Below are 24,189 nucleotides of genomic sequence, written 5' to 3' on the forward strand. Positions count from 1 at the left end.
CTTCCGTTCATCGCACGCCGCCGGCCACCGTCTCGGCCAGCGCGGCGCGCAGGGCGAAGCCCTGCGAACCCCGACCGGCCTGCGGCCACAACGCGGGCAGGCGGCTGCCGTGGTCGACCCCGACCACCCGCCAGCCGCTGCGCACCATGGCGAGGACGGCGGTGCCGTGCGCGTGCTCCGCCTCGGCCCGGGCCTTCTCCGGCAGGTTGAGCCACGTCGAGCTGTTCAGCAGGAACCCGACGCAGGTGGCGCCGTTGCCGCGCAGCCCGGCGAGCAGCTCGGCCTCGGCCACGCTCACCGTGCCGAACAGCCCGATGATCAGACCGCCGTCGGAGCGTTGGCGGACCCGTTGCACGAGGTCGGTCACCTCGGCGCGTTGATCCAGCCGGACCTCCGCGAGGTGGTCGAGCAGCGTCCCGTCACCGCCGGCCTCCGAGGCGTCCACGTCCGCGCCGGAGCCGGTGACCAGGCGCAACTTGTAACCGGCCTGGCGCAGGTGGACGGCGATGCTCGCGGCGGCGGAGACGGACCACTCGAAGCTGGCCGTCGGCCCCTCGCCGCGGTGGCCGTAGGCGCGGGTGTCCAGGACCACTGTGGCCCGGCTCTCCCACGGCTGCTCCTCGCGGCGCACCATCAGCTCGCCGGTGCGGGCGGTGGACTTCCAGTGCACCCGCCGCAGGTCGTCGCCGCGCCGGTACTCCCGGGTCGCCGCGTCGTCCTCGCCGTGCACCGCCACGGACCGGGCCCGGCTGTCGCCGCTGCCCGCGTACTCCCCGGGGAGCCGCACCGAGGGCAGTGGGGTGACCTGCGGGATGACCGTCAGGTGGTCGGTGCTGGGGAAGGACCTGGTGAGCTCGCACAGGCCGAACGGGTCGGTCATCCGGACCACCAGCGGACCCACGTCGTAGCGACCCCGCACGTCGGCCCGCACCGTGTACGCCACGGAGGTGGCCTGGTGCGCGCCGAGCCGCTCCAACACCACCCGGGGTCGGCTGCCCAGCGCGTAGGGCAGCCGGTCCTCCAGGAGGAGGGTGCCGGTCGGCAGCCGGGAGAGATTCTGCAGGCGCAGCACCACCCGGGAGTTGGCGCCGACCGGAACCCGGTGCGGGTCCAGTGAACGGTTGCAGGCCAGCTTGTAGCGGCTGCGCCCGACGTAGGCCGCAGCCAGCAGCGGCAGGATGCCCAACAGCACCGCCACCCGCAGCAGGTCCTTCTCGCCCAGGATGCCGGCCGAGATCGCCGCCGCGAGCGCGGCGGCGAGGAAGGAGCGCCCGCGGGTGGTCAGCCCGCGCAGCCCGGCACGCACGTCACGGCCTCCGCGGCTCGTAGGGCGCGCGACCGTTGCCGGTGGCGGGCCGGGTGTCGTACGGGTTGCGCTGCCGGTCGTGCGGCAGGGGAAGGCGGTGCACCAGCTCGGAGACGATCGCGTCGGTGGTGCGTCGGGCGAGCTGCGCGTCGGCTGTCGGGATGATCCGGTGCGCGAGCACCGGCACCGCCAGGGCCTGCAGGTCGTCGGGGAGGACGTAGTCGCGACCCTCCAGGGCGGCGACCGCCCGGGCGGTGCGCAGCAGTTGCAGGGTCGCCCGGGGGGAGGCGCCGAGCCGCAGGTCGGGGGCCTCGCGGGTGGCGGTGACCAGGTCGATCGCGTACTGCTTGACGGCGTCCGCGACGTGCACCTGCCGGACGGTGGAGATCAGCTGCCGGACGATGTTCGCGTCGGACACCGGACGCAGCTCGTGCAGCGGGTCGGTGGCGCCGTGCCCGTCGAGCATGGCCAACTCGGCGTTGACGTCCGGGTAGCCCATCGCGATGCGGGCGGTGAACCGGTCACGCTGCGCCTCGGGGAGCGGGTACGTCCCCTCCATCTCGATCGGGTTCTGCGTGGCGATGACCATGAACGGGGTCTGCAGCTGGTAGGTCACGCCGTCGACGGTGACCTGCCGCTCCTCCATGCACTCCAGCAACGCCGACTGGGTCTTCGGCGAGGCCCGGTTGATCTCGTCACCGACCACCAGGTTGGCGAACACCGCACCGGGACGGAACTCGAAGTCGTGCGTCTCCTGGTTGTAGACGCTGACGCCGGTGACGTCGCTGGGCAGCAGGTCGGGGGTGAACTGGATGCGTCGCACCGTGCAGTCGATGGACCGCGCGAGGGCCTTGGCCAGCTTGGTCTTGCCGACACCCGGGACGTCTTCGATCAGGAGGTGACCCTCGGCGAGCAGGACGGCCAGGGCGAGCCGCACGGTGGCGGTCTTACCCTCGATGACCTGCTCGATGTTGGCCACGATGGCCTCGCTGGCGGCGCGGAACTCGTCGTGCGGCAGTAGGCCGCCCACCTCGTCCCAGGTCTGTTGTGTCACGGGCCTCCTCCTCGTCGCCGTCACGGCAGCTCTGACTAGAGCACCTGGACCCGCCGTTGGGTTCGCGACGTCGAGCCTCGTTTGCCGCAGGAATCTCACTGGTCTCTCAGGCTAACCATGTTTGTCGTTATCGCCGACCCCCGCAGGTAGTCCGTCGGTTACGCACCGAATATCCGCCATCCCGGGGGAACGGGCTCGGCCAGTCCGGGGGCCGGCACGCCGAACCGTGGGCGAGGTACACTGCGGGACATGGCCGGAGTCTTCCTGCTTCTTACCGGGCCGTGCTGATGCGCTGAACGCAGCGACAGCACGGCGGCCCCTCCTGCGCGAGGGGCTTTTTTGTGCCCGCCGCCGGCCCGGCCCGGTGGCGCCGAGACGAAGCGAAGCGAAGCGAGGAGAGACGATGAGTGAGGCAGCCGCACCGGCGGGCGACATTCCCCCGTTCCGGTACACCGCGGCCCTGGCCGACGAGATCGAGATCCGTTGGCAGGACACCTGGGCGCGCGAGGGCACCTTCCACGCACCGAACCCGACCGGCCCGCTGGCCGACCCGACCCACCCCCGCGCCGGCGCGGAGAAGCTGTACGTGCTGGACATGTTCCCGTACCCGTCCGGCGCCGGCCTGCACGTCGGTCACCCGCTGGGCTACATCGGCACCGACTGCTACGCCCGCTACCAGCGGATGGCCGGCCGCAACGTGCTGCACGCGATGGGCTTCGACGCGTTCGGGCTGCCCGCCGAGCAGTACGCGGTGCAGACCGGCACCCACCCCAGGACCACCACTGTGGCGAACATCGAGCGGTACAAGGCGCAGCTGCGTCGACTGGGCCTGGCGCACGACGAGCGCCGTTCGGTGGCGACCATCGACACCGACTTCTACCGCTGGACCCAGTGGATCTTCCTGCAGATCTTCAACTCCTGGTACGACAGCGACGCCGGCCGGGCCCGCCCGATCGCCGAGCTGATCGCCGAGTTCGAGGGCGGCAACCGGCCCACCCCGGACGGCCGGGCCTGGGCCGAGCTGAGCGTCGCCGAGCGCCGCCAGGTCGTCGACGACCACCGCCTGGCGTACGTCTCGCACGCCCCGGTGAACTGGTGCCCGGGGCTGGGCACCGTGCTGGCCAACGAGGAGGTCACCGCCGACGGCCGGTCCGAGCGGGGCAACTTCCCGGTCTTCAAGCGCAACCTGAAGCAGTGGATGATGCGGATCACCGCGTACGGTGACCGGCTGCTGGACGACCTGGACAGCCTGGACTGGCCCGAGCCGATCAAGCTGATGCAGCGCAACTGGATCGGCCGCTCCCAGGGCGCGCACATCGACTTCCCGACCGCCGCCGCGCCCGTCCGGGTGTTCACGACCCGCCCGGACACCGTCTTCGGGGCCACCTACGTGGTGCTGGCGCCCGAGCACGAGCTGGTCGACGTGCTGGTGCCGGCCGCCTGGCCGGACGGGACACGCGACGCCTGGACCGGCGGGCACACCAGCCCCCGGGCGGCCATCGAGGCGTACCGCAAGGCGGCGGCGGCCAAGACCGACGTCGAGCGACAGTCCGACACCAAGGAGAAGACCGGCGTCTTCGTCGGCGCGTACGCCACCAACCCGGTCACCGGTGGGCAGATCCCGATCTTCGTGGCCGACTACGTGCTGGCCGGCTACGGCACCGGCGCGATCATGGCGGTGCCGGCCCAGGACGAGCGGGACTGGGCGTTCGCCGAGGTCTTCGAGCTGCCCATCGTGCGTACCGTGCAGCCGGCGGAGGGCTTCGACGGCAAGGCGTACACCGGTGACGGTCCGGCGATCAACAGCGCCGCGCCCGAGCGCGGCCTGGACCTGAACGGGCTGGGAATCGCCGACGCCAAGGCGGCGGTCATCGCCTGGCTGGAGGCGAACGGGCACGGCACCGGCGCGGTCACCTACCGGCTGCGCGACTGGCTGTTCTCCCGGCAGCGTTACTGGGGCGAGCCGTTCCCCATCGTCTACGACGAGACCGGCGCGGCCATCGCCCTGCCCGAGGAGATGCTGCCGGTCGAGCTGCCGGAGGTGGACGACTTCTCGCCGAAGACGTTCGCCGCCGACGACGCGGACAGCAACCCGGAGACCCCGCTGTCGCGGCGGCGGGACTGGGTCGAAGTCGAGCTGGACCTGGGCGACGGGCCGAAGCGCTATACCCGCGAGACCAACGTGATGCCGCAGTGGGCCGGCTCCTGCTGGTACGAGATGCGCTACCTGGACCCGACCAACAGTGACCGGTTCGTCGACGCCGAGAACGAGCGCTACTGGATGGGCCCGCGCGGCGACGGCGACTGCGGCGGCACCGACCTGTACGTCGGTGGTGCCGAGCACGCCGTGCTGCACCTGCTGTACGCGCGTTTCTGGCACAAGGTGCTGTTCGACCTGGGTCACGTGTCGTCGTTCGAGCCGTTCCGCAAGCTGTTCAACCAGGGCATGATCCAGGCGTACGCGTACACCGACTCGCGCGGCAGCTACGTGCGGGCCGAGGACGTGGTCGAGCGCGACGGCGCGTACTACCTGGAAGACCTGGTGGTCAACCGCGAGTACGGCAAGATGGGCAAGTCGCTGAAGAACGTGGTGACCCCCGACGACATGTGCGCCGCGTACGGCGCGGACACCTTCCGGGTGTACGAGATGTCGATGGGCCCGCTGGAGGTGTCCCGCCCCTGGGAAACCCGGGCGGTGGTTGGGTCGTACCGGTTCCTGCAGCGGGTGTGGCGGGCCGTCGTCGACGAGCAGACCGGCGCGCTGCGGATCACGGAGGACGCGGCCGACGAGGCGACCCGTCGACTGCTGCACAAGGTGATCGACGGCGTCCGTGGCGACATGGACGGCATCCGGTTCAACACCGCGATCGCCAAGCTGATCCAGCTGACCAACGGGCTGACCGGTCTGTCGGCCACGCCCCGCGAGGTGGCCGAGCCGCTGGTGCTGATGGTGGCGCCGTTCGCCCCGCACATGGCCGAGGAGCTGTGGCGCAAGCTGGGTCACGACACCTCGCTGACGTACGCGGACTTCCCGACCGCCGACCCGGCGCTGCTGGTGGCCGACACGGTGACCTATCCGGTGCAGGTCAACGGCAAGGTCCGTGGCCGCATCGAGGTCCCCGCCGATGCCTCCGAAGAGACCGTCCGGGCGGCTGCCCTGGACGCGGTGGCCGCGACGCTGGCCGGCAAGGAGCCCCGCAAGGTCATCGTCGTCGCGGGCCGCATGGTCTCCGTGGTCGCCTGAGGCTCGCTTGCGCCCGTCCCCGTCCCCGTCCCGTCTTGTTGCGGCGGCGGGGCCGGGGCCGGGCGGATGTCACGCGGCGTGAGGTCCGTCGTGGCTGATGCCACGGAGAGCGGTATACCTCAGTGTCATATTTATGCCTCTGAGTCATATCGCTCGACGGACCCCGCGCCCGCGGCCGACGACAGACCCCCGCGCCGGCAATCTGGTCAGCGCGGCCCGGCCGGCAATCTGGTCAGACCGGCATCCGCCGGCGGCGGCGTTCGGCGCGCCACCACTGGTGGACGAGCACCACGCTGGCGATCAGGCCGAGGCTGGCCGGTGCGGCGGCGTACCAGTTGATCTCGCCGGGGGAGCTGACCGCGGCGCCGATCGCCGCGTAGCCGAACGCGGTCGGCGCGGACGCGATGACGCTGCCCGCCAGGAACGGCAGCACGCGGGCGCCGGTCGTGCCGTACCCGTAGCTGACCAGACCGAAGCCGGCGATCGGCAGCAGGCGGACGGTGACCACGCCGAACACGCTCTGCCGGGCGAACCAGCCGTCGAGGCGGGCCAGGCGACCACGGACCCGAACGGCTACGAACTCCCGGCCGAGCAGCCGGCCGACGGTGAACCCGATCGCCGCGGCCACCAGGGCGGCGCCCAGGGCGTACGCGGCGCCCTCCAGCGGGCCGAAGATGGCGCCCGCGGCGAGCGTGATGAAGGTCCGGGGGACCAGCGCTACCAGAAGCAGCGCGCCGCCGAAGATTGCGGCGACCGGGGCGAGGTCGCCCAGCTTGTCGGCCAGCAGCGGAAGGTGCTCCGGATCCGGCCGGGGCACCAGGAGCAGCAGGAGCCCACAACCGCCGATCAGGCACACGAGCAGGGAGAACCGGACGGCCGACGGCTGCCGGAGCAGCCGTCGGACGGCACGGATCATGCCCGGGCGGCGGCCACTGCGGAGCGGCGCTCGTTGCGGAGCCGGTCCGACCAGGTGTCGTCGAGCGGCGGGAGCTGGTGTGCCCCGGTGGCCCACCGCAGCAGCAGGTCGGCGAGGGCCGGGTTGCGGGCGAGCGCGGGGCCGTGCGAGTAGGTGCCTAGCAGCTTGCCGCGCCACGCGCCCTCGGTGGTGCCGTCGTTGCCGATCCCGGTGGTGATCCGCGCCAGCGGGGAGACCTCGGGGCCGAGGTGGGTGCGGCCGCCGTGGTTCTCGAAACCGGTCAGCGGGGGCAGACCCAGTCGAGGGTCGATCTCGCCGGCCAGCTCACCCACGGCCCGGCTCTCGCCGCGGTCGGACCGCAGGTCGAGCATCTCCAGCCCACGGCACTGCACGCCCTTGGCGAAGAACGAGGTGCCGAGCAGTTGGTAGCCGGCGCAGACGCCGAACACGACCGAGCCCTGGGCGACCGCTCGGTGCAGACCGCCGTCGGCGATCAGCCGCTGCGCGCCCAACGCCTGCGGGCCGTCCTCGCCGCCGCCGACCAGGTAGATGTCGGCGGTCGAGGGCAGTTTCTGGTCGGAGCGCACCTCCACGACCTCGACCGGCATCCCCCGTTGGCGGGCCCGGCGGGCGAGGATCAGGGCATTGCCCCGGTCGCCGTAGGTGGACAGCAGGTCGGGATAGATCCAGACGATGCGCAGGCTCTCAGATGACACGGTCCAACTCCGCTCGGATGTCCTGGAACGCGGTGTAGTTCGCGATGACCTCCAGCCGCCCGGGCGGGACCGACCGGATGGCGTCCTCGAACGTGCGGACGTGCTGGAAGGGCACGTCGTTGACGTCCAACCGAACCGCTAGGTCGTATGCCCGGTCACCGGTGATCAACACCTGCCGGCCGCGGAGCGGGGCGAAGTCGACGTCGAAGAGCCAGGACGTGTCGAGGCCGTCGGGGTCGCGCGCGTTGATGGAGAGCAGGGTCGGCGCGTTGTCGGCCATGTCGAACGCCTCCAGCCAGCTGGCCGGGTTCTTGGCCAGCAGCAGCCGGACGTTGCGCCCGTCCTTGTCGACCTGCGCGTAACGACCGGCGACGGAGGTGACGATGCCGAGGCGGGACACCGCGTCGACCGGACGGACACCGAACTCGGCGGCCACGGCCAGCGCGGTCGCCGCGTTGCCGACGTTGACCTTCCCGGGCAGTTGCAGGGAGACCTTGTGCCAGGCGCCGGTGGGGTCGAGGACCCCCTCGTCCTCGACGACCCACTGCGGTTCCGGCCGGCGCAGCGGACAGCCGGTGCACCACCACTGGTCGCCGGAGCGCGCGATGGTGGAGCCGCACTCCGGGCAGACCCAGGAGTCGTCGTGCCAGCGCTGACCGGCACTGAACCAGGTCACGTGCGGCGGGTTGATGCCGCGGGCGGGGTCGCCCGGCGGCGTGGCCGCCCAGACCACCATCGGGTCGTCGGCGTTGGCTACCACTCGGACGTCGGTGTGCCGGACCAGGGCCGCGCGCCAGAGCTGCGCCATCATGGCGACCTCCTTGGCGCGGTCCAGCTGGTCGCGGGAGAGGTTGAGCAGCGCGACCACGTGCGGCTCGGTCGCCTCCAGCACCTGGGCGAGGTAGTGCTCGTCGACCTCCAGCACCGCGTATGGCGTGCTGCCGGCCTTGGCCAGCGCCGACGTGTGCCCGGTGGGCATGTTGGCGCCGAACGAGTTGGTGGCGACCCGGCCGAGCACGCCGACCGCGGCGGATGTCAGCCGGGTGGTGGTGGTCTTGCCGTTGGTGCCGGAGACGAGCGCGATCGCACGTCCGGCCGACAGGTGGGCCAGCAGGTCCGGGTCGATCTTCAGGCCGATCCAGCCACCGATCACCGAACCGTCGCCACGGCCGGCCGCCCTGGAGAGCGCCGCGGCGGTCCGTGACACGGAGCTGGCCACCTTGGCCCGTAGGGGCATTTTCGCGTCCGTCACGCGAGCGAGGTTACCGGACCGCCCACCCCTCCAGATCGCCGCCGACGGTGAACCGTTCGGCCGTGGCGGCTGTGCGGGCGGCCGGTCGGGACTCCGCCGGACGGAGTCGATCTATGTCGGAAAGCGGACCACGCCGGAGGGGCGCGACGGCCCTCCACTCCGCTCCACCCCCTGTGACGTGCGGTTTTGCCGCCGGATCGGGCGCGCCACGCGGGCGAATCTGGTTGCGGGTGGAGGGAAGTGGAGTAGAGTGGGGACCAATGGTGAGGCCGGGAGGGCTCACCGGCCCGGGGGGTCAGCGGCGCCGCGAACGCCGCTCAGGGGCAAGGGGGGTAGGGCCGTGTTTCTCGGCACCCACACTCCACGCCTTGACGAAAAGGGCCGGTTGATCCTTCCGGCCAAGTTCCGAGATGAGCTGGCGGGGGGTGTTGTGGTCACCAAAGGGCAGGAGCGCTGCCTCTACGTCTTCCCCACCCCTGAGTTCCAGCGGATCGCGGAGCAGTTGCGCGCGCAGCCGATGACACACAAGGCGGCCCGGGCCTACAGCCGGGTCTTCTTCGCCAGCGCGCACGACGAGGTTCCGGACAAGCAGGGTCGGGTGACCATCCCCGCTCACCTCCGGGCGTACGCCGCTCTGGACCGCGAGTTGGTGGTGATCGGCGCGAGCACGCGGGTGGAGATCTGGGACAAGGTCGCCTGGGAGACCTACCTCGCCGAAAGCGAAGACGACTTCGCCGACATCGAGGAGGGGGTGCTGCCCGGCGGTCTGTAGGGCGGAACGGCGCCCGACGTACTGCGAGATCTCCAGCCGCTTTCGAGTTCCTGGCATCCCTTCCCCGGTGCCAGGCGCACGATCCAGTCATCGGCGCGAGTCCGGTGTCAGGCGGGAGCGGATGGGGATCTGGCGGTACGACGGCAGCGCCGTCCGACGACAGGCGCACGAGAAGAACGGACGTTTCAACCAGTGGGGGTCAACATGGGGGAGTTGCGCGGCACGCACGTGCCGGTGCTGCTCGAGCGGTGTCTCGAGCTGCTGGCCCCCGCGCTGGGTCGAGGCGGCCGGACGGTTTACGTCGACGCGACGCTCGGCCTGGCCGGGCACGCGGAGGCGGTGCTGGAGGCGCACCCGGAGACGGTCCTGATCGGGCTCGACCGGGACACCGAGGCGCTCGCCCACGCGCGGGTCCGACTGGCTCGTTTCGCCGATCGGGTGCACCTGGAGCACGCCGTCTACGACGAGTTGCCGGATGTACTGGACCGGCTGGGCTATCCGGGCATCGACGGGATCCTGTTCGATCTGGGTGTCTCGTCGTTGCAGTTGGACGCGCCCGACCGCGGGTTCGCGTACGCCCAGGACGCGCCACTGGACATGCGGATGGACCAGACCCGGGGGGTGACCGCCGAGGAGGTGGTCAACACCTACGCGCATCCGGACCTGGCTCGGGTGCTGCGGGTCTACGGCGAGGAGAAGTTCGCCGGCCGGATCGCCTCGGCGATCCTGCGGGAGCGGGAACGTGGCCGGATCACCTCCTCCGCGCGGTTGGCGGAGCTGGTCCGGGAGTCGATTCCGGCGCCAGCCCGACGAACGGGTGGGCACCCGGCAAAGAGAACGTTTCAGGCTTTACGGATCGAGGTAAACAGAGAACTGGCAGCGCTGGAGACAGCGTTGCCATCCGCGCTCGACGCACTGACCGTGGGCGGTCGCATGGTGGTCCTGTCCTACCACTCGCTGGAGGACCGGCTCACCAAGGCGGCGCTCGCGGACCGGGTCCGCAGTAAGGGCCCGGTCGACCTCCCGGTCGAGCTTCCCGGGTCGGGTCCGACGTTCCGGCTACTCAGCCGGGGCGCCGAACTTCCCGGGGAGGCGGAGGTCGCCGCGAACCCGCGGGCCGCGTCAGTGCGGCTGCGGGCAGCGGAACGACTCGACCCGAACGCGACAGAGCTAGGGCGGACCGACCGCGAACGGTCTCGCCGACGGGTGAAGGGAATGCACCAACCGGGCACGGGGTCCGGCTGATCCGTGGGGGGTCAGCGGCACCGGGACGGCAGAGGGACGGATGTTGAGGGGGAGGGACATGAGCATTGACAAGCGCGACCGCCGGGGCGTCACCGGCGGCGAGCAGCGCGCACCGCGGTCGGGGGGCCGGACCGCGGCGGAGCGGGCTCCGCGCCTCGGAAACGGTACGCCACGCATCGATCGAGTGAACCGGCAGGGGGAGACTCGCGCCCGGGGGGCGCGCGAGTTCCCGACGCAGGGCACCGCTGCGCTGCGGCCGGTCGAGAAGGCCGGTGCCGCCGCCAGCGCCCGGCCGCCCCGGCTGCGGGTGGCACCACCACCGCCGGTGTCGGTGCCGCGTGCGCCGTTCGCGGCGCTGATCGTGGTGCTGGTGGTCGGCGGGGTGCTGGGCATCCTGGCGGTCAACACCAAGATCAATGAGAACGCGTTCCGGTTGGAGCGGCTGCAGCAGCAGCAGGCTCGACTGGACCTGGAGAAGCAGCAACTGGACAAGCAGATCGCCGAAGCCGAGGCGCCGGGCAACCTGACCGCCGAGGCACGGCGGCTGGGCCTGGTCGACGCCGGCGAGCCGGGCTACATCCGGCTCCCCGACGGCAAGACGCTGGAGGTGCCGCAGCCGGCGACCGGCCAGCCGTCGGTGACCAGCCAGGGTGCGGGAGGCTGACCAGTGCCGCCGAGATCGGACGAGCCGCGCCGGGACCCGAAGGGGGCCCGGCGCGGTTCTTCGCGTGACGCCAGCCCCGCCGACGACGAGTCGCGCGGCAGCGAGCCCGGCATCGGGGGCATCTCGGGTGCTCGCGCGTACACCCCGAGGGGTCGGACGGTCCGCGACGAGCGCGGCACGCCGGCGCGCGGCGGGGGCGCCGAACAGCGTCGTACGCCGCGCAGCACGCGCTCCGGCGACCCGTTCCGGCCGGCCCTGCAGGTGCTCGACGGCGGCCGGGCCGCCGCCCGTTCCGGCCGGCGCGACGCCCCGGCCGCCGGTCGCGGCGGCGTCGTGCGGACCGTCTCCCCGCGTGTCCCCCGTGCGCCGGGTGTCGACGAGCCCGCGCCGCGCCGTCGCACCGCGCCGCGTGCGCCGCGCCGCGCCGACCGGCCGGTGGCCCGTCGGCCCTCCCGCAAGCCGCCGCGCCCGCCGAAGCTGGCCGACTCGCGGCTACGGCTGCGGCTGGGCACCGCGCTCGCCCTGACGTTGTTCGCCGGCATCGGAATCCGGCTGGTGTTCCTCCAGGCGGTCGACGCACCGGCGTACGCCGGTGGCGGCGTCACCGACCGGCTCCACACTGTCGAGCTGCCCGCCCCGCGGGGCGCGATCTACGACAGCACCGGCGCGCCGCTGGCTCGCAGCGTCGAGGCGCGGTACGTGTACGCCGACCCGACCGAGGTGAAGGATCCGGCGGGCACCGCGAGGGCGCTCTCCCCGCTGCTCGGCATTCCCGCGTCGAAGCTCGTCGACCTGATGAAACCCCGGAAGCTGGAGAGCGGCAAGACGTCCACGTTCGCGTACCTGGCGCGAGGCGTGGAGATCGCGACCGCCAAGCGGGTGCAGGCGCTGGAGCTGCCCGGCATCGGAGTGCACCGTGACGAACGCCGCGACGTGCCCGGTGGCGACCTGGCGGCCAACCTGATCGGCTTCACCAGCCAGGACATGGCCGGGCTGGAAGGGTTGGAGGCCCGCTACGAGGAGGTGCTGGCCGGGCAGGACGGCAAGCGGGTGTACGAGGCGGGCCTGGGTGACCTGGCCGCGCCGATCCCGGGCGGCTACAGCCGGACCACGGTCGCCAAGCCGGGCAGCTCGCTGGCCCTCACCATCGACCGTGACCTCCAGTTCCGCACCCAGCAGATCCTCAGCGCGGGAATGGCCAAGGCGCGGGGCGGCACCGGCGCGGCCGTGATCATCGAGATCCCCTCGGGTGCGGTGCTGGCCCAGGCCAGCAATCCCACCTACAGCGCGGCGAAGCCGTTCCCGAGCGACCCGGTCGCCCGGGAGGACGCGGCTACCAGCTTCGTCGTCGACCCCGGGTCGATCCACAAGGCGATCACCTTCGGCGCGGCGTTGCAGGAGGGGGTCATCACCCCGGACACCGCGCTGCCCATCGCCAACAGCATCAAGAAGGGCGACACCTGGTTCTCCGACACCCATCCGGCCAACGGCAAGCGGATGAGCGTGCCGGGGATGCTCGCCTACTCGTCGAACGTCGGCACGATCACCATCGCCGACAAGCTCGGCCGGGACCGGTTGATCGACTACCAGAAGCGGTTCGGGCTGGGTAAGCCCACCGGTGAGGGGATGCCGGGGGAGGCCAGCGGGCGGCTGCTACCGGCCGACGAGTGGAGCGATTCGTCGGAAGGGTCGGTGCCGATCGGGCACAGCGTCGACGCCACCCCGTTGCAGATGGCCGCCGCGTACGCCGCCATCGCGAACAACGGCACGTACGTGCAGCCGCACCTGGTCAAGGAGGTGATCGGCCCGGACGGCAAGCGGACCCCCGCGCCGGCGCCGGTGACCCGGTCGGTGCTCAGCCCGCAGAACGCGGCGGCGCTGCGCACCATGCTGGAGGCCGTCACCACTGTCGACCGGGCCACCGGCCTGACCGCCGCCGTCCCTGGTTACCGCGTCGCGGGCAAGACCGGCACCGGGTGGCGACTGGTGGACGGCAAGAAGCAGCCCGGCGAGGTGTCCTCGTTCATCGGGATGGCCCCCGCCGAGAACCCCCGGTACGTCATCGCGGTCTTCGCGTACGACCCCGGTGGTGGGGGCGCGGCGATCGCGGGGCCGGCGTTCCGCGACATGATGCAGTTCACTCTGCGTCACAACCGCGTACCGCCCTCCACCGGCGGTTCCGCACCCAAGTTCACGGTCTATCCGCGCTGAGCAGCGGCGGCGGGACATCATCGGTGAGTGCCGACGAACCACCGGGGCGGCTGTGCGGCCGGAACCGGACGACCGGGTAGGGTCTGACGCCGTGCCCGGCAATCCACGTCCACGTACCGTGACCGGAGTCCGGCTCGGTGATCTTGCCGTCCGACTCGCCGTCGACCTTCCGGCGGACGCCGCCGCGGTGCTCGTCACCGGCGCTACCCACGCCAGCGGCGAGGTCCGCCCCGGCGACCTGTACGCGGCGCTGCCCGGTGCCCGTCGGCACGGCGCGGAGTTCGTCACCGGCGCCGCCGAGGCGGGCGCGGTGGCCCTGCTGACCGACCCGGCGGGTGCGGAGATGGCCGCCGGGAGCGGTCTGCCGGTCCTGGTGGTGCCCGACCCGCGTGCCGTGCTCGGCGAGCTGGCGTCGGCCGTGTACGGCGACCCGACCGCCGACCTGACCGTGATCGGGGTGACCGGCACGGCCGGCAAGACGTCCACCGCGTACCTGGTCGAGTCGGGGCTGCGGGCCGCCGGCCACACCACCGGGCTGATCGGCACCGTGGAGACGCGGCTCGGCGACCTGGTGATCGACAGCGTGCGCACCACCCCGGAGGCGACCGACCTGCACGCCATGCTGGCCACCGCCCGCGAACGGGGGGTGACCGCCGTGGTCATGGAGGTCTCCAGCCACGCGCTGGCCATGGGTCGGGTCGGCGGTGTCCGGTTCGCCGTCGGCGGCTACACCAACTTCGGCTCCGACCACCTGGACTTCCACGCCGACAGCGACGACTACTTCGCGGCGAAGGCCCAGCTCTTCGACGGCCGCTGCGCGGTCGAGGTGCTCAACCTCGACGACCCGGCCCTCAAGCCGCTGTACAAGCCGGCCACTGTCACCTACTCGGCAGCCGGCGACCAGGGTGCGACCTGGTGGGCCGACGACGTGAGCGGCGAGGGGTACGCCCAGCGGTTCACCGCCCACGGCCCGGACGGCGTGGTCCTGTCCGCCGGGGTGGCGTTGCCCGGCCGACACAACGTGGCCAACGCGCTGCTGGCCATCGCCGCGCTGGTCGGTGCCGGGGTGGACCCGGCGACCGCGGCGACCGGCGTGGCCGCCTGCGGTGGGGTGCCGGGCCGGTTGGAGCTGGTCGACGTCGCCGCCCCGGTGCGCGGGGTGGTCGACTACGCGCACAAGTCGGACGCGATCGTGGCCGCGCTGGCCGCGTTGCGTGAGCTGAGCGCCGGTCGGCTGATCTGTGTGATCGGCGCCGGCGGGGATCGGGACCGGGGCAAGCGGCCGGTGATGGGCGCCGCCGCGGCGGAGGGAGCCGACGTGGTGCTGGTGACCGACGACAACCCGCGTACCGAGGATCCGGCGGAGATCCGCGCCGAGGTGCTCGCCGGGGCGTACCGGGCCGCCACCGCCGCCCGGATCGTGGAGGTGGCGGGCCGCCGCGCCGCGATCGACGAGGCGGTACGACTGGCCGAGCCGGGTGACGTCGTCGCGCTGCTCGGCAAGGGGCACGAGCGGGGCCAGGAGGTGGCGGGCGAGGTGCTCCCGTTCGACGACAGCGTCGAGTTGGCCGCCGCCCTGCGGGCCCGCTTCGGGGACCTGGCGGGTCAGCGATGATCGCGCTGAGCCTGGCCGAGGTGGCCGCCGCCGTCGACGGGCGGCTCGTCGCCGCCGACCCGGCCGTCACCGTCACCGGCAGCGTCGAGTTCGACTCGCGCAAGGTCGGCCCGGGGTCGCTCTTCGTGGCCTTCCCCGGGGAGAAGGTCGACGGGCACGACTACGCGGCGACGGCCGTCGAGGCCGGCGCGGTGGCGGTGCTGGGCAGCCGGGAGGTGCCCGGGGTGCCGATGGTGATCGTCGACGACGCGCTGACCGCGATGGGTCGGTTGGCCCGGGCCGCGGTGGACCGGCTCCCCGACCTGACCGTGATCGGTGTGACCGGCTCGTCCGGCAAGACCACCACGAAGGATCTGATCGGCCAGCTCACCGCCCGGCTCGGGGCCACCGTCGCACCGCCCGGCTCGTTCAACAACGAGCTGGGGCACCCGCACACCGCGCTGCGGGCCGGCCCGGACACCCGCTACCTGGTGATGGAGAAGGGTGCCCGCGGGATCGGGCACGTGCGGTACCTGTGCGAGCTGGTGCCGCCCCGGATCTCCGTGGTGCTCAACGTCGGCACGTCGCACATCGGCGAGTTCGGCTCGCAGGACAACATCGCCCTGGCCAAGGGCGAGCTGGTCGAGGCGCTGCCGGCGGACGGGCTGGCCGTCCTGAACGCCGACGACCCCCGGGTGTCCGCGATGGCGAGCCGCACCGGGGCCCGGGTGGTCCGCTACGGCGAGGCGCCGGACGCCGACGTACGCGCCGAGGACGTGACGCTGGACGAGCGGGGACACCCGTCGTACACCCTGGTCACCCCGGAGGGGCGCGCGCCGGTGCGGCTCGGGTTGACCGGCCACCACCAGGTGGGTAACACGCTCGCCGCGGCGGCGGTGGCCCGGGAGTTGGGCATGCCGCTCGCCGAGCTGGCCACGGCCCTCGGTGAGCTGGGGCTGGTCTCGACCCGACGGATGGACGTGTTCGACCGCCCCGACGGGGTGACCGTCATCGACGACTCGTACAACGCCAATCCGGCCTCGATGGCGGTGGCGGTGCGGGCGCTGGCCAGCATCGGCCAGGGGCGGCGTACCGTCGCGGTGCTCGGTTACATGGCCGAGCTGGGCCCGTTCGAGTCCGACGGCCACGCCCAGGTCGGCCAACTGGTGGCCGAGTTGGGTGTCGACCGGCTGCTCGTGGTGGGTGAGCCGGCCGCGCCGATCCACGAGGGCGCGACAGCGGTAGGGAACTGGGGAGGAGAGTCGGTGCTGCTCACCGATCAGGCAGCGGCCGTCGAGGTGCTGCGGAGTGAACTACGACCGGGTGACGTCGTCCTGGTCAAGGGTTCCCGGTACCGGACGTGGGAGGTGGCCGACGCCCTGCGCGCCGACGCCGGTCAGGGTGGCGCCGAATGAGGGCGGTCATCGTCGCCATCGGGGTGGCCTTCCTCGTGTCGCTGTTCTGCACCCCGATCGCGATCAAGGTGTTCACCCGGCTCAAGGCCGGCCAGCCGATCCGCACCGACGGCCCGGCCATGCACCAGGGCAAGAAGGGCACGCCCACCATGGGTGGCGTGGTCTTCATCCTGGCCACGGTGATCGCGTACGTGGCCGGGCACCTGGCCCTGACCACCCTGCCGGACCAGCAGATCGCTCAGGTGGAGCCGACCATCACGGCGCTGGTGCTGCTGGGGCTGATGGTCTTCTCCGGCGCGGTGGGCTTTCTCGACGACTTCCTCAAGGTCCGCAAGCGCAACAGCGCCGGCCTGAACAAGCGCGGCAAGCTGCTCGGGCAGATCCTGGTCGGCGCGGTCTTCGGGGTGATCGCGCTGTGGTTCCCGAGCACGATGACCGACGGTTCGGGTCTGGCGACCAACACCGAGACGGTGGGCAGCACCACGCTGAGCTTCATCCGGGACATCGACTTCCTGGAGGTCAGCAAGGTCGGCGCGGTGATCATCTTCATCTTCGTGGTGATGGCCGCGACGAACGGCGTGAACCTCACCGACGGTCTCGACGGTCTGGCCACCGGTGCCTCGGTGATGGTGCTCGCCGCGTACGCGCTGATCGCGTTCTGGCAGTACCGGCACTGGTGCGCCGACCCGAACTACACCCAGCCGTACTGCTACGAGGTCCGCGACCCGTTGGAGATAGCGTTGATCGCCGGGGCGGCGGCCGGGGCCTGTGTGGGCTTTCTCTGGTGGAACACGTCCCCGGCGCGGATCTTCATGGGTGACACCGGGGCGTTGGGGCTGGGCGGTCTGATCGCCGGCATGGCGATGTCGACCCGCACCATCCTGCTGCTGCCGATCATCGGTGGGCTCTTCGTCATCATCACGATGTCCGTGGTGATCCAGATCATCTCCTTCAAGACCACCGGTAAACGGGTGTTCCGGATGTCTCCCCTGCAACACCACTTCGAGTTGGCCGGCTGGAGCGAGGTCAACATCGTGGTGCGCTTCTGGATCATCGCCGGGATCGGCGTTGCCATCGCCCTGGGCCTGTTCTACAGCGAGTTCCTCGCCAACATGACCTGACCCGCACCGCGACCTCCGGTCGGACCCCCGATCCGCGCCCAGCCCCGGCCGCCCCGGCGCCCGGGGCTGCGCCCTGCCCAAGATCCGCGCAACATCGGGGAGATCGCTGTTTCGGCGTGCTCTGAGGCAGCAATTTCCCCGAGCTAGTTGCATCCTGTTTGTGCTGGTGGGTGGGTGTTGACGGGGTTGGTGGTGGTGGTCCGGCCGCTGGCCGCGCGCCTGTTGATCTACGACGTGATCATCTGCCAGGACAGGGCCGTGGGTGCGGCGTGGCGGCATCGGGCATGAGTAGACCCTCGGCGAGGATCTCAGGTCGTGACACACATCAATGCGCCCGCCGAGGGCCACGCACTGGTTTACCAAGTCCGACTGCCGTTGTCGACCCAGACCCTCACCCTCGCCGGTCAAGCACTGAGGATCCACCGCACGACGGTGAAGTCACGCTGGCGCAAACTGCCCGACCTGAGCACCGCCCTGATCGTGCTAGCCGTCCTGCGTCACGGTGAACGACCCGCCGACCTGGCCGCCGCCTATGGAGTGTCACACCACAGCGTTCGCCGCTGGGTCAAGCAAATCGTCACCGTTCTCGCCCGGATGGCACCACGGCTGGACCGCGTCCTCGCCGCCCGCCAACGCGCGCTCACCAGCACCGACGACCCGATCGTGCTACTCGACGGCACCTGCATCCCCGTGCACACCCCGACCGGGCGGGCCGAGAGACAGCTCTGGTGCCCGAAACACAAAGCCCACCACCTGCGCGTCATCACCCTGACCGACCACCACGGCCGACTGCTCTGGGCCTCCGCAGCGCAACCAGCCCGACTTCACGAAGCCACCCACGCCAAACGCCTGCACCTACCGCCACGGCTACGCCGCCACCACCTCGCCGTCATCTGCGACCGCTTCCACACCCGCCTCGACGACCAACCCGACACCAACCCCAGCGTCATCGTCGGCCGCCGCGCCTGCCGCAACCACACACTCACCCCCGCCGAGAGAAACACCAACGCGCTCATCGCCCGCGAACGCGTCGCCAACGAACACGCCCACGCCCACCTCAAGAACTGGCGCATCCTGCACCGACTACGCCACGACTGGCGACGCGACGCCACCACCCTCGTGCGGGCCCTCCTCGTCCTCACCCACACCGAGATCACCCGCTGAACCCACCCGGCAAACGATCACACCAAAGATCAAAAGACCTCCGGCCAGCCCCAAGACACCCCCACCCCAACCCGTCAAGACCCGCTGAACAGCACAAACAAGATGCAACTAGCTCCCCGATGTTGCGCGGATCTTCGCGGTCCGACACGCCGGGGGTCTCGTTGTGGGCTCGCCGGGCGTGGCTAGCGGTGATGATGTCGGGGTGGGGGAGGAACCAGGCACCAACGACAGGGACGACAGGACGGCCGTCCGGCCGCGGCGGTCAGCGGGCCCGGCGGGCACCGTTCCGCCACGCCGCACTGACGACCGGCGTGGCTCGGAACCCGGCGCGCCGCCGCGAGGGCTGCGGTCCGGCGCGTCGGCGGGCGGTAAGGAGTCCGGTTCGCCGCCGCGTGAGCCGAGGCCCGGTGCGGCAACCACGGGTCCGGAGTCCGGCGCAGCGGGCCGCGAGCCGGACCCGGCGGCGCCGCTGCGCGGGCTGGACGGGGCCGCCGGGCTCGCCGCCCTGCGCGGCCTGCTGGACCGGCCGCTGGCCTCCTACTACCTGCTGCTGTCCTGCGCCGGCCTGCTGCTGCTGATCGGCCTGACCATGGTCTTCTCGGCGACCAGCGTGAAGGACTACGCCGAGGACGGCAACGCCTCGGCCTCGGTGACCAAGCAGGCCATCTTCGCGGTGATCGGCATCGGCGCGTTCTGGGTCTGCCAGCGCCTGCCGGCCAGCACCTACCGCTCGCTGGGCCGGCCGCTGCTGTTCGCCTCGATCGCCCTGCTGGTGGTGCTCAACCTGCTGGTCGCGATCGCCCGCCTGACCAAGCAGGAGTCGGCCAGCTTCGGGCCCATCGAGGCGCAGCTGAACTGGCTGTTCGTCGGCGGCATCCAGCTACAGCCCTCCGAGTTGGCCAAGTTCGCGATGGTGCTCTGGGGTGCCCACCTGGTCGCCCGCAAGGGCGCCGCGTTGGGTTGGTGGCGCGAGCTGGCCACCCCGCTCTTCCCGGTGGTCGGCCTGCTCTTCGTCCTGGTCGGCTACAACGACACCGGCACGATGCTCTGCCTGCTGGCCCTGGTCGTGGGCCTGCTCTGGGCCGCCGGGGTGCGGATGCGGGTCTTCGGCGCACTGGCGGCGGCCGGCCTGATCGGGATCGGCCTGCTGGTCGCGGTGGCCTCGCTGGGCGCCGGCTCCGGGGAGCGCGGCGCTGACAACTACCGCCTCGCCCGGCTGGCCATGTTCTTCAACCCACCGGACCCGGAGACCTGCAAGCTCAACGACTGCCTCCAGTTCTACCAGGGCCGGCTGGCCATCGAGCACGGTGGCTGGTTCGGTGTCGGGCTGGGCAAGGGCAGCCTCAAGTGGGACTGGCTGCCCGAGGCGCACAACGACTTCATCTTCGCGATCATCGCCGAGGAGCTGGGCGTGATCGGGTGTGTCGTGATCCTCAGCCTCTTCGCCGTCCTCGCGTACACCGGTTTCCGGATCGCCCGTCGGGTCGACGACCCGTTCCGCCGGCTCGCCGCCACCGCCGTGACCACCTGGCTGGTCAGCCAGGCCGTGATCAACATCGGTGGGGTGGTCGGGCTGCTGCCGATCACCGGCCTGCCGCTGCCGTTCATCTCCGACGGCGGAAGTGCGCTGGTGGTGACGTTGGCGGGCATCGGCATGCTGGCGTCCTTCGCCCGCGCCGAACCCGATGCGGCCAGAGCACTGCATGCCCGTCCGCCGGCCCGGTGGGTCCGACTACTCTGGGCCCCGTTGCCGCCGCTTCCCGGCCGGCGTCGCCGGCCGGCGACGCCACCGGCGGCCCGAGGGCCCGTGCCCCGGTCGCGGGAGCGGCGACAGGACGACCAGGCCGCGCCGCGCGGTGTCCGGCAGGGCCGGAGCCGTCAGGGCACGGCGAGCGAGAGGAGACGCTGATGGGTCCGCTGCGTTCGGTGGTGCTCGCGGGAGGTGGCACCGGGGGGCACGTCTACCCGCTGCTCGCCTTCGCCGACTGCCTGCGCCGACACGACCCGGGCGTCCGGATCACCTGCCTCGGCACACCACGCGGCATGGAGAACGATCTGATCCCGCCGCAGGGCTACGACCTGCGGCAGATCCCGGCGTACCAACTGCCCCGGTCGGTCAACATGAACCTGGTCCGTACCCCGGGCCGGATGTGGACCGCCGCGCGCGCGGCGGGCAAGGTGATCGACGAGGTGAAGGCCGACGTGGTCGTCGGCTTCGGCGGGTACGTCTCGGTGCCGGCCTACCTGGCCGCGTGGCGTCGCGAGATGCCCATGGTGATCCACGAGGTGAACGTGCCGCCGGGCGTCGCCAACCGGCTCGGCATGAAGTTCACCAAGAACGTCGCTGTCGGTTTCCCGCACCAGCCCAGTCAGGCCGAGTCCCTGCGCGACGCCACCATCGTGGGGGTGCCGCTGCGCCGCAGCATCGCCGCACTGGACCGGTACGCGCTGCGCAACGCCGCCCGCGCCCACTTCGGGCTCCGCCCGGACCTGCCGGTGCTCTTCGTCTCCGGCGGCTCGTCGGGTGCCCGTTCGATCAACCTGGCGGTGTCCGGAGCGGCCAAGGAGTTGGCCCGCAACGGCGTGCAGGTGCTGCACGTGATGGGCGCCCGCAACGAGCCGGTGCCGATCCCCACCGACCTGCCGGTGCCGTACGTGACGCTGCCGTACCTGTCCGAGATGGAGCTGGGCTACGCCGCCGCCGACCTGATGCTGGCCCGGGGCGGTGCGATGACCGTCGCCGAGGTCTCCGCGATCGGGCAGCCGACGATCTACGTGCCGTACCCGCACAGCAACCAGGAGCAGCGGCGCAACGCCCTGCCCGTGGTGGAGGCCGGCGGCGGGCTGCTGGTCGACGACGCGGAACTCACCCCGGACTGGCTGGAGCGCACCGTCATCCCGCTCATCCGCGACCCGCAGCGGCTGCACACGATGGGCGCCGCCGCGGCGAGGTACGGGCGGCGTGACGGCGACGAGGCGCTGCGCTCCTTCGTCCTCCAGGCGGTGGCCCGATGACCGCGCAGTTCACCCCGGCCGGCACGCTCACCGCCGAGGACCTGGGCGCCGTCCACCTGATCGGTGTCGGTGGGGTGGGCATGCTCGGCGTGGCCCGGCTGCTGCTCACCCGGGGCATCCGGGTCTCCGGCAGCGATCTGCGGGAGTGGCCCTCCCTCGCCGGGCTGCGGGCGCTCGGCGGCACCATCTACCTCAGCCACGAGGCGACCAACCTCGACGGGGTCGACACCGTCGTCTACTCCTCGGCCATCCCGCAGGACCACCTGGAGCTGGTCGAGGCGCGTCGGCGCGGCCTGCGGGTGCTGCACCGCTCCGAGGCCCTCGCCGCGGCCATGACGGGCCGTCGGGCGATCGCGGTGGCCGGTACGCACGGCAAGACCACCACCACGTCGATGGTGACCATGGTGTTGCAGCAGGCCGGGGTGGACCCGTCCTTCGTGATCGGCGGCGAGATCTCCGAGGTCGGCTCGGGCGCCCACCACGGCACCGGCGAGCACTTCGTGGTCGAGGCGGACGAGAGCGACCGCTCGTTCCTCATCTACCGCCCGTACGTCTCGATCATCACCAACGTCGAGGCGGACCACCTCAACACCTACGGCGACTACGCGACGCTGGAGGCGGCGTTCGTGGAGTTCGCCCGCCTCACCGACCCGGACGGGTTCATCATCACCTGCGCCGACGATGCGGGCGGTCGACGGTTGGCCGAGAGCCTGCGCGCCGAGGGGCGGCGGGTGTTCACCTACGGCGAGGCGGCCGACGCCGACCTGCGGTTGACCGAGATCTCCTCCTCGGCACGCGGGGTGCGCTACCTGGCCGCCATCGACGGCCGGTCGCTGGGCGAGTTCCGGCTGCCGGTGCCGGGGCGGCACATGGGGCTGAACAGCGCTTCCGCCGTGCTGGCCACGTACCTGCTGGAGTTGCCGTTGGAGGCGGCGGAGGCCGCGCTGGCGGTCTTCCCCGGCGTGCGGCGGCGCTTCGAGCGCAAGGGTGTCGCGGACGGCGTGCTGGTCTACGACGAGTACGCGTACCACCCGACGTCGATGACGCTGGCGTTGCAGACGCTGCGCGAGGTGGCCGGGGACGGGCGGCTGATCGTCGTCTTCCAGCCGTACCGGCTGTACCGCACCCGCGACAACCAGGCGGAGATCGCGGAGGCGCTGGCCATCGCCGACGAGGTGGTGCTGCTGGAGGTGTTCGGGCCGGGCGAGCTGCGCCAGCCCGGTGAGGGTTCGGCGGCGCTGATCGCGGCGGTGGATCTGCCCGCCGACCGGAAGGTCTTCGTCGACTCGTGGGAGGCCGCCCCGGTCGAGGTGGCCCGTCGGGCCCGCCCGGGGGACGTGGTGGTGACCATGGGCGCCCCGCCGATCTCGCTGATGGGTGACGAGTTGCTGGCCGCGCTGGGGGAGCGGGGGGCCGGCGCCGCGCCGACCGCGACCGTCGACCCGGTGGCCACCGCCGCGGTGCTCGGCGATCCGGTGCCGGGCGGGGCAACGGCCGGCGGTGACGGGGCGGCCCTCGGTGGCACCGCCGCACCCGGCGGCACGGCGTCCACGGCCGGATGAGTCCCGGCCCGGCCCGAGGGCGGACCAGCGCCGGCGACGGTGGCGCTCCGCGTCGTGGTCCGGCCCGGCGTTGGCAGCTGGTTCGGGCCGGGCGGGACGCGGTTCCGCCCTCGACCCGCCGGTTCATGGCCCGGGCCCGGCAGCGTCGGATGCGCGCCGCTCTGCCCTGGGCGGTCGCCGCCGGGGTGCTCGCGTTGGCCGGGCTGGTCGCGTGGGTGGTGCTCGGCACCGGGCTGTTCGGTGTGCGGGAGGTACGGGTGGAGGGTGCCGACCTGGTGACCCCGGTCCAGGTGCGCGACGCTGTCGCGGTGCCGGACGGTGTGCCGCTGGCCCGGGTGGACCTGGCCGCCGCCGCCCGTCGTGTCGGCGCGTTGCCCCCGGTGCGACGGGCCACCGTTTCCCGGGACTGGCCCGGCACGCTCGTGGTGCGGGTGACCGAGCGGACTCCGGTGGCGGCGGTGCCGCAGGGGGAGAGGTTCGCCCTGATCGACGACAGCGGAGTGGCGTTCCGGACGGTGGACCAACGACCCGCCGAGTTGCCCCAGGTGACGGTGGGCCGGCCGGCCGCCGACGACCCGGGCACCCGCGCCGGGCTGGAGGTGCTCGTCGCGTTGACGCCCCAGCTCCGCGCCGAGGTGGTGGACGTGAACGTGGAAGGGCTGGCCCGGATCACCCTGCGGCTGAAGGGGGACCGGACGGTGGTCTGGGGCGACGCGACACGGGGTACGGACAAGGCCCGGGTGGCCACCGCGCTGCTCGACGAGGACACCGATCGGATCGACGTGAGCGCGCCGGACGTGGTGACCTTCCGATGAGCTGGGAGGCGTGTGACGTCGTGACCCGTTGCGCTCCGGCCGGCGACACGCCGGGCGGGTCCTTGGCTCATGGCGTGGTGGCGCTTACGTTGCCCCGAAGAGGTTCAGTGGTTGACATAACTG

General features: G+C 72.1%; 17 protein-coding genes and 1 pseudogene. 13 read left to right on the forward strand and 5 right to left on the reverse strand.

Annotated features, from left to right (window positions below; genetic code table 11):
- Positions 1-7 precede the first annotated feature (7 nt).
- The gene (locus O3438_RS31030; RefSeq protein WP_269683066.1) at positions 8-1,306 is read right to left on the reverse strand and encodes a DUF58 domain-containing protein; all 1,299 of its coding nucleotides are present in this window, start codon (positions 1,304-1,306) and stop codon (positions 8-10) included.
- Position 1,307: 1 nt separating this feature from the next.
- Positions 1,308-2,360 carry an AAA family ATPase gene (locus tag O3438_RS31035; protein WP_088988401.1) on the reverse strand — a complete coding sequence of 351 codons (1,053 nt, stop codon included), beginning with the start codon at positions 2,358-2,360 and terminating at the stop codon, positions 1,308-1,310.
- 403 nt (positions 2,361-2,763) lie between these two features.
- On the opposite strand from O3438_RS31035, the gene leuS reads away from it, so the two are divergent.
- Positions 2,764-5,604 (forward strand): leucine--tRNA ligase, encoded by a 2,841-nt coding sequence (gene leuS, locus O3438_RS31040; RefSeq protein ID WP_269683067.1) that lies wholly within the window; start codon positions 2,764-2,766, stop codon positions 5,602-5,604.
- Between the two features lie 232 nt (positions 5,605-5,836).
- Here the strand turns inward: leuS and O3438_RS31045 are convergent, their stop codons facing one another.
- The 3 genes from O3438_RS31045 to O3438_RS31055 are packed head-to-tail and all read right to left on the reverse strand — an operon-like array spanning position 5,837 to position 8,473.
- Positions 5,837-6,520, reverse strand: a complete 684-nt coding sequence (locus O3438_RS31045; RefSeq protein ID WP_269683068.1) for a TVP38/TMEM64 family protein — start codon at positions 6,518-6,520, stop codon at positions 5,837-5,839.
- Positions 6,517-7,236 (reverse strand): type 1 glutamine amidotransferase, encoded by a 720-nt coding sequence (locus O3438_RS31050; RefSeq protein ID WP_269683069.1) that lies wholly within the window; start codon positions 7,234-7,236, stop codon positions 6,517-6,519. The genes O3438_RS31045 and O3438_RS31050 overlap by 4 nt, the downstream gene beginning before the upstream one ends.
- Positions 7,226-8,473: a MurT ligase domain-containing protein gene (locus O3438_RS31055; RefSeq protein ID WP_269683818.1), complete on the reverse strand. Its 1,248-nt coding sequence runs from the start codon at positions 8,471-8,473 to the stop codon at positions 7,226-7,228. The genes O3438_RS31050 and O3438_RS31055 overlap by 11 nt, the downstream gene beginning before the upstream one ends.
- Positions 8,474-8,828: 355 nt before the next feature.
- Here O3438_RS31055 and mraZ point away from each other — a divergent pair, with 355 nt between their 5' ends.
- From mraZ to O3438_RS31115, 12 genes and pseudogenes are all read left to right on the forward strand, one after another.
- Positions 8,829-9,260 (forward strand): division/cell wall cluster transcriptional repressor MraZ, encoded by a 432-nt coding sequence (gene mraZ / locus O3438_RS31060; RefSeq protein ID WP_030488958.1) that lies wholly within the window; start codon positions 8,829-8,831, stop codon positions 9,258-9,260.
- Between the two features lie 192 nt (positions 9,261-9,452).
- Positions 9,453-10,574: pseudogene (gene rsmH, locus O3438_RS31065) on the forward strand (16S rRNA (cytosine(1402)-N(4))-methyltransferase RsmH).
- Positions 10,564-11,169, forward strand: a complete 606-nt coding sequence (locus tag O3438_RS31070) for a hypothetical protein (RefSeq protein WP_269683070.1) — start codon at positions 10,564-10,566, stop codon at positions 11,167-11,169. The pseudogene rsmH and the gene O3438_RS31070 overlap by 11 nt, the downstream one beginning before the upstream one ends.
- 3 nt (positions 11,170-11,172) lie before the next feature.
- On the forward strand, positions 11,173-13,380 hold the full coding sequence (locus tag O3438_RS31075) for a penicillin-binding transpeptidase domain-containing protein (protein WP_269683071.1): 2,208 nt from the start codon (positions 11,173-11,175) through the stop codon (positions 13,378-13,380).
- Positions 13,381-13,432: 52 nt separating this feature from the next.
- The gene (locus O3438_RS31080) at positions 13,433-14,995 is read left to right on the forward strand and encodes a UDP-N-acetylmuramoyl-L-alanyl-D-glutamate--2,6-diaminopimelate ligase (protein WP_269683072.1); all 1,563 of its coding nucleotides are present in this window, start codon (positions 13,433-13,435) and stop codon (positions 14,993-14,995) included.
- Positions 14,992-16,389 carry a UDP-N-acetylmuramoyl-tripeptide--D-alanyl-D-alanine ligase gene (locus O3438_RS31085; protein ID WP_269683073.1) on the forward strand — a complete coding sequence of 466 codons (1,398 nt, stop codon included), beginning with the start codon at positions 14,992-14,994 and terminating at the stop codon, positions 16,387-16,389. Before O3438_RS31080 ends, O3438_RS31085 begins: the two co-directional genes overlap by 4 nt.
- Entirely contained in the window at positions 16,386-17,510 is a 1,125-nt protein-coding gene (gene mraY / locus O3438_RS31090) for a phospho-N-acetylmuramoyl-pentapeptide-transferase (protein WP_269683074.1), read from the forward strand. The genes O3438_RS31085 and mraY overlap by 4 nt, the downstream gene beginning before the upstream one ends.
- 315 nt (positions 17,511-17,825) lie before the next feature.
- A complete protein-coding gene (locus O3438_RS31095; protein WP_269681618.1) occupies positions 17,826-18,674 on the forward strand; it encodes a transposase family protein in 849 nt (282 codons plus the stop codon).
- Positions 18,675-19,152: 478 nt separating this feature from the next.
- Positions 19,153-20,583 (forward strand): FtsW/RodA/SpoVE family cell cycle protein, encoded by a 1,431-nt coding sequence (locus O3438_RS31100; RefSeq protein ID WP_442929750.1) that lies wholly within the window; start codon positions 19,153-19,155, stop codon positions 20,581-20,583.
- Positions 20,583-21,689, forward strand: coding sequence for an undecaprenyldiphospho-muramoylpentapeptide beta-N-acetylglucosaminyltransferase (gene murG, locus O3438_RS31105; protein ID WP_269683075.1), 1,107 nt, complete (start codon positions 20,583-20,585; stop codon positions 21,687-21,689). The genes O3438_RS31100 and murG overlap by 1 nt, the downstream gene beginning before the upstream one ends.
- Positions 21,686-23,251: a UDP-N-acetylmuramate--L-alanine ligase gene (murC, locus tag O3438_RS31110; protein ID WP_269683076.1), complete on the forward strand. Its 1,566-nt coding sequence runs from the start codon at positions 21,686-21,688 to the stop codon at positions 23,249-23,251. The genes murG and murC overlap by 4 nt, the downstream gene beginning before the upstream one ends.
- Positions 23,248-24,066, forward strand: coding sequence for a cell division protein FtsQ/DivIB (locus O3438_RS31115; RefSeq protein ID WP_269683077.1), 819 nt, complete (start codon positions 23,248-23,250; stop codon positions 24,064-24,066). The genes murC and O3438_RS31115 overlap by 4 nt, the downstream gene beginning before the upstream one ends.
- Positions 24,067-24,189 lie beyond the last annotated feature (123 nt).

It is taken from the genome of Micromonospora sp. WMMC250 (assembly GCF_027460215.1).
In the GTDB taxonomy this organism is placed as follows: domain Bacteria; phylum Actinomycetota; class Actinomycetes; order Mycobacteriales; family Micromonosporaceae; genus Micromonospora; species Micromonospora taraxaci.